This window comes from Pseudomonas sp. p50(2008) (assembly GCF_015351605.1).
GTDB lineage: Bacteria > Pseudomonadota > Gammaproteobacteria > Pseudomonadales > Pseudomonadaceae > Aquipseudomonas.
In genome coordinates this window covers 1-5,367 of sequence record NZ_JACMYF010000024.1, presented here as the reverse complement: position 1 = coordinate 5,367, position 5,367 = coordinate 1, and the positions used below count along the sequence as shown (strand labels likewise).

The following is a 5,367-nucleotide window of genomic DNA, read 5'->3' as shown; positions in this document are numbered from 1 at the left end:
CGCGGTTTTCGGCAGTGAGTTGCTTCAGGTCATCGAAGCGCGAAAGGAGTTGAAAAAGAGGTGTTGACAGCAGCGAGTAACGCTGTAGAATTCGCCTCCCGCTAACGAGAGATCGAAAGCGCAAGTGGTTGAAGTTACAAAGGAAACTTTGAAAACTTCTGAAAATAACCGCTTGACAGCAACAGAGGCTGCTGTAGAATGCGCGCCTCGGTTGAGACGAAAGATCTTAACCAACCGCTCTTTAACAACTGAATCAAGCAATTCGTGTGGGTGCTTGTGGAGTCAGACTGATAGTCAACAAGATTATCAGCATCACAAGTTACTCCGCGAGAAATCAAAGATGTAACCAACGATTGCTGAGCCAAGTTTAGGGTTTCTTAAAAACCCAAAGATGTTTGAACTGAAGAGTTTGATCATGGCTCAGATTGAACGCTGGCGGCAGGCCTAACACATGCAAGTCGAGCGGTAGAGAGAAGCTTGCTTCTCTTGAGAGCGGCGGACGGGTGAGTAATGCCTAGGAATCTGCCTGGTAGTGGGGGATAACGCTCGGAAACGGACGCTAATACCGCATACGTCCTACGGGAGAAAGCAGGGGACCTTCGGGCCTTGCGCTATCAGATGAGCCTAGGTCGGATTAGCTAGTTGGTGAGGTAATGGCTCACCAAGGCGACGATCCGTAACTGGTCTGAGAGGATGATCAGTCACACTGGAACTGAGACACGGTCCAGACTCCTACGGGAGGCAGCAGTGGGGAATATTGGACAATGGGCGAAAGCCTGATCCAGCCATGCCGCGTGTGTGAAGAAGGTCTTCGGATTGTAAAGCACTTTAAGTTGGGAGGAAGGGCATTAACCTAATACGTTAGTGTTTTGACGTTACCGACAGAATAAGCACCGGCTAACTCTGTGCCAGCAGCCGCGGTAATACAGAGGGTGCAAGCGTTAATCGGAATTACTGGGCGTAAAGCGCGCGTAGGTGGTTCGTTAAGTTGGATGTGAAATCCCCGGGCTCAACCTGGGAACTGCATTCAAAACTGTCGAGCTAGAGTATGGTAGAGGGTGGTGGAATTTCCTGTGTAGCGGTGAAATGCGTAGATATAGGAAGGAACACCAGTGGCGAAGGCGACCACCTGGACTGATACTGACACTGAGGTGCGAAAGCGTGGGGAGCAAACAGGATTAGATACCCTGGTAGTCCACGCCGTAAACGATGTCAACTAGCCGTTGGGAGCCTTGAGCTCTTAGTGGCGCAGCTAACGCATTAAGTTGACCGCCTGGGGAGTACGGCCGCAAGGTTAAAACTCAAATGAATTGACGGGGGCCCGCACAAGCGGTGGAGCATGTGGTTTAATTCGAAGCAACGCGAAGAACCTTACCAGGCCTTGACATCCAATGAACTTTCCAGAGATGGATTGGTGCCTTCGGGAACATTGAGACAGGTGCTGCATGGCTGTCGTCAGCTCGTGTCGTGAGATGTTGGGTTAAGTCCCGTAACGAGCGCAACCCTTGTCCTTAGTTACCAGCACGTAATGGTGGGCACTCTAAGGAGACTGCCGGTGACAAACCGGAGGAAGGTGGGGATGACGTCAAGTCATCATGGCCCTTACGGCCTGGGCTACACACGTGCTACAATGGTCGGTACAGAGGGTTGCCAAGCCGCGAGGTGGAGCTAATCCCAGAAAACCGATCGTAGTCCGGATCGCAGTCTGCAACTCGACTGCGTGAAGTCGGAATCGCTAGTAATCGCGAATCAGAATGTCGCGGTGAATACGTTCCCGGGCCTTGTACACACCGCCCGTCACACCATGGGAGTGGGTTGCACCAGAAGTAGCTAGTCTAACCTTCGGGAGGACGGTTACCACGGTGTGATTCATGACTGGGGTGAAGTCGTAACAAGGTAGCCGTAGGGGAACCTGCGGCTGGATCACCTCCTTAATCGACGACATCAGCTGCTCCATAAGTTCCCACACGAATTGCTTGATTCATTGAAGAAGACGAAAAGAAGCAGCCCGAAATTGGGTCTGTAGCTCAGTTGGTTAGAGCGCACCCCTGATAAGGGTGAGGTCGGCAGTTCGAATCTGCCCAGACCCACCAATTTTGTGTGGGAAACGCCTGTAGAAATACGGGGCCATAGCTCAGCTGGGAGAGCGCCTGCCTTGCACGCAGGAGGTCAACGGTTCGATCCCGTTTGGCTCCACCACTAACTGCTTCTGATTGTGTAAAGCTTAGAAATGAGCATTCCATCGTACGATGGTGAATGTTGATTTCTAGTCTTTGACTAGTTCGTTCTTTAAAAATTTGGGTATGTGATAGAAAGATAGACTGAACGTTACTTTCACTGGTAACGGATCAGGCTAAGGTAAAATTTGTGAGTTGCTCTTAATTGAGTATTATCGAATTTTCGGCGAATGTCGTCTTCACAGTATAACCAGATTGCTTGGGGTTATATGGTCAAGTGAAGAAGCGCATACGGTGGATGCCTTGGCAGTCAGAGGCGATGAAAGACGTGGTAGCCTGCGAAAAGCTTCGGGGAGTCGGCAAACAGACTTTGATCCGGAGATGTCTGAATGGGGGAACCCACCTAACATAAGTTAGGTATCTTAAGCTGAATACATAGGCTTAAGAAGCGAACCAGGGGAACTGAAACATCTAAGTACCCTGAGGAAAAGAAATCAACCGAGATTCCCTTAGTAGTGGCGAGCGAACGGGGACTAGCCCTTAAGTGGCTTTGAGATTAGCGGAACGTTCTGGAAAGTACGGCCATAGTGGGTGATAGCCCTGTACGCGAAAATCTCTTAGTCATGAAATCGAGTAGGACGGAGCACGAGAAACTTTGTCTGAATATGGGGGGACCATCCTCCAAGGCTAAATACTACTGACTGACCGATAGTGAACTAGTACCGTGAGGGAAAGGCGAAAAGAACCCCGGAGAGGGGAGTGAAATAGATCCTGAAACCGTATGCGTACAAGCAGTGGGAGCCCACTTTGTTGGGTGACTGCGTACCTTTTGTATAATGGGTCAGCGACTTATTTTCAGTGGCGAGCTTAACCGAATAGGGGAGGCGTAGCGAAAGCGAGTCTTAATAGGGCGTCTAGTCGCTGGGAATAGACCCGAAACCGGGCGATCTATCCATGGGCAGGTTGAAGGTTGGGTAACACTAACTGGAGGACCGAACCGACTACCGTTGAAAAGTTAGCGGATGACCTGTGGATCGGAGTGAAAGGCTAATCAAGCTCGGAGATAGCTGGTTCTCCTCGAAAGCTATTTAGGTAGCGCCTCATGTATCACTGTAGGGGGTAGAGCACTGTTTCGGCTAGGGGGTCATCCCGACTTACCAAACCGATGCAAACTCCGAATACCTACAAGTGCCGAGCATGGGAGACACACGGCGGGTGCTAACGTCCGTCGTGAAAAGGGAAACAACCCAGACCGTCAGCTAAGGTCCCAAAGTTATGGTTAAGTGGGAAACGATGTGGGAAGGCTTAGACAGCTAGGAGGTTGGCTTAGAAGCAGCCACCCTTTAAAGAAAGCGTAATAGCTCACTAGTCGAGTCGGCCTGCGCGGAAGATGTAACGGGGCTCAAACCATACACCGAAGCTACGGGTATCACTTAGGTGATGCGGTAGAGGAGCGTTCTGTAAGCCTGTGAAGGTGAGTTGAGAAGCTTGCTGGAGGTATCAGAAGTGCGAATGCTGACATGAGTAACGACAATGGGTGTGAAAAACACCCACGCCGAAAGACCAAGGTTTCCTGCGCAACGTTAATCGACGCAGGGTTAGTCGGTCCCTAAGGCGAGGCTGAAAAGCGTAGTCGATGGAAAACAGGTTAATATTCCTGTACTTCTGGTTATTGCGATGGAGGGACGGAGAAGGCTAGGCCAGCTTGGCGTTGGTTGTCCAAGTTTAAGGTGGTAGGCTGGAATCTTAGGTAAATCCGGGATTCTAAGGCCGAGAGCTGATGACGAGTGTTCTTTTAGAACACGAAGTGGTTGATGCCATGCTTCCAAGAAAAGCTTCTAAGCTTCAGGTAACCAGGAACCGTACCCCAAACCGACACAGGTGGTTGGGTAGAGAATACCAAGGCGCTTGAGAGAACTCGGGTGAAGGAACTAGGCAAAATGGCACCGTAACTTCGGGAGAAGGTGCGCCGGTGAGGGTGAAGGACTTGCTCCGTAAGCTCATGCCGGTCGAAGATACCAGGCCGCTGCGACTGTTTATTAAAAACACAGCACTCTGCAAACACGAAAGTGGACGTATAGGGTGTGACGCCTGCCCGGTGCCGGAAGGTTAATTGATGGGGTTAGCTAACGCGAAGCTCTTGATCGAAGCCCCGGTAAACGGCGGCCGTAACTATAACGGTCCTAAGGTAGCGAAATTCCTTGTCGGGTAAGTTCCGACCTGCACGAATGGCGTAACGATGGCGGCGCTGTCTCCACCCGAGACTCAGTGAAATTGAAATCGCTGTGAAGATGCAGTGTATCCGCGGCTAGACGGAAAGACCCCGTGAACCTTTACTATAGCTTTGCACTGGACTTTGAATTTGCTTGTGTAGGATAGGTGGGAGGCTTTGAAGCGTGGACGCCAGTTCGCGTGGAGCCAACCTTGAAATACCACCCTGGCAACTTTGAGGTTCTAACTCAGGTCCGTTATCCGGATCGAGGACAGTGTATGGTGGGTAGTTTGACTGGGGCGGTCTCCTCCTAAAGAGTAACGGAGGAGTACGAAGGTGCGCTCAGACCGGTCGGAAATCGGTCGTAGAGTATAAAGGCAAAAGCGCGCTTGACTGCGAGACAGACACGTCGAGCAGGTACGAAAGTAGGTCTTAGTGATCCGGTGGTTCTGTATGGAAGGGCCATCGCTCAACGGATAAAAGGTACTCCGGGGATAACAGGCTGATACCGCCCAAGAGTTCATATCGACGGCGGTGTTTGGCACCTCGATGTCGGCTCATCACATCCTGGGGCTGAAGCCGGTCCCAAGGGTATGGCTGTTCGCCATTTAAAGTGGTACGCGAGCTGGGTTTAGAACGTCGTGAGACAGTTCGGTCCCTATCTGCCGTGGACGTTTGAGATTTGAGAGGGGCTGCTCCTAGTACGAGAGGACCGGAGTGGACGAACCTCTGGTGTTCCGGTTGTCACGCCAGTGGCATTGCCGGGTAGCTATGTTCGGAATAGATAACCGCTGAAAGCATCTAAGCGGGAAACTAGCCTCAAGATGAGATCTCACTGGGACCTTGAGTCCCCTGAAGGGCCGTCGAAGACTACGACGTTGATAGGTTGGGTGTGTAAGCGCTGTGAGGCGTTGAGCTAACCAATACTAATTGCCCGTGAGGCTTGACCATATAACACCCAAGCAATTTGCTTGCTTC

2 tRNA genes and 2 rRNA genes are annotated in these 5,367 nt (G+C 51.2%); all 4 read left to right on the top strand.

What is annotated here, in order from left to right:
- Positions 1–397 precede the first annotated feature (397 nt).
- Positions 398–1,934, top strand: a 16S ribosomal RNA gene (locus tag H7698_RS30875).
- Between the two features lie 82 nt (positions 1,935–2,016).
- A tRNA-Ile gene (locus tag H7698_RS30870) sits at positions 2,017–2,093 on the top strand.
- Between the two features lie 30 nt (positions 2,094–2,123).
- Positions 2,124–2,199 (top strand) — tRNA-Ala (locus tag H7698_RS30865).
- A 249-nt stretch (positions 2,200–2,448) separates the two neighbouring features.
- A 23S ribosomal RNA gene (locus H7698_RS30860) occupies positions 2,449–5,340 on the top strand.
- Together the 16S and 23S rRNA genes with 2 tRNA genes alongside form the textbook arrangement of a ribosomal RNA operon.
- Positions 5,341–5,367: the final 27 nt, after the last annotated feature.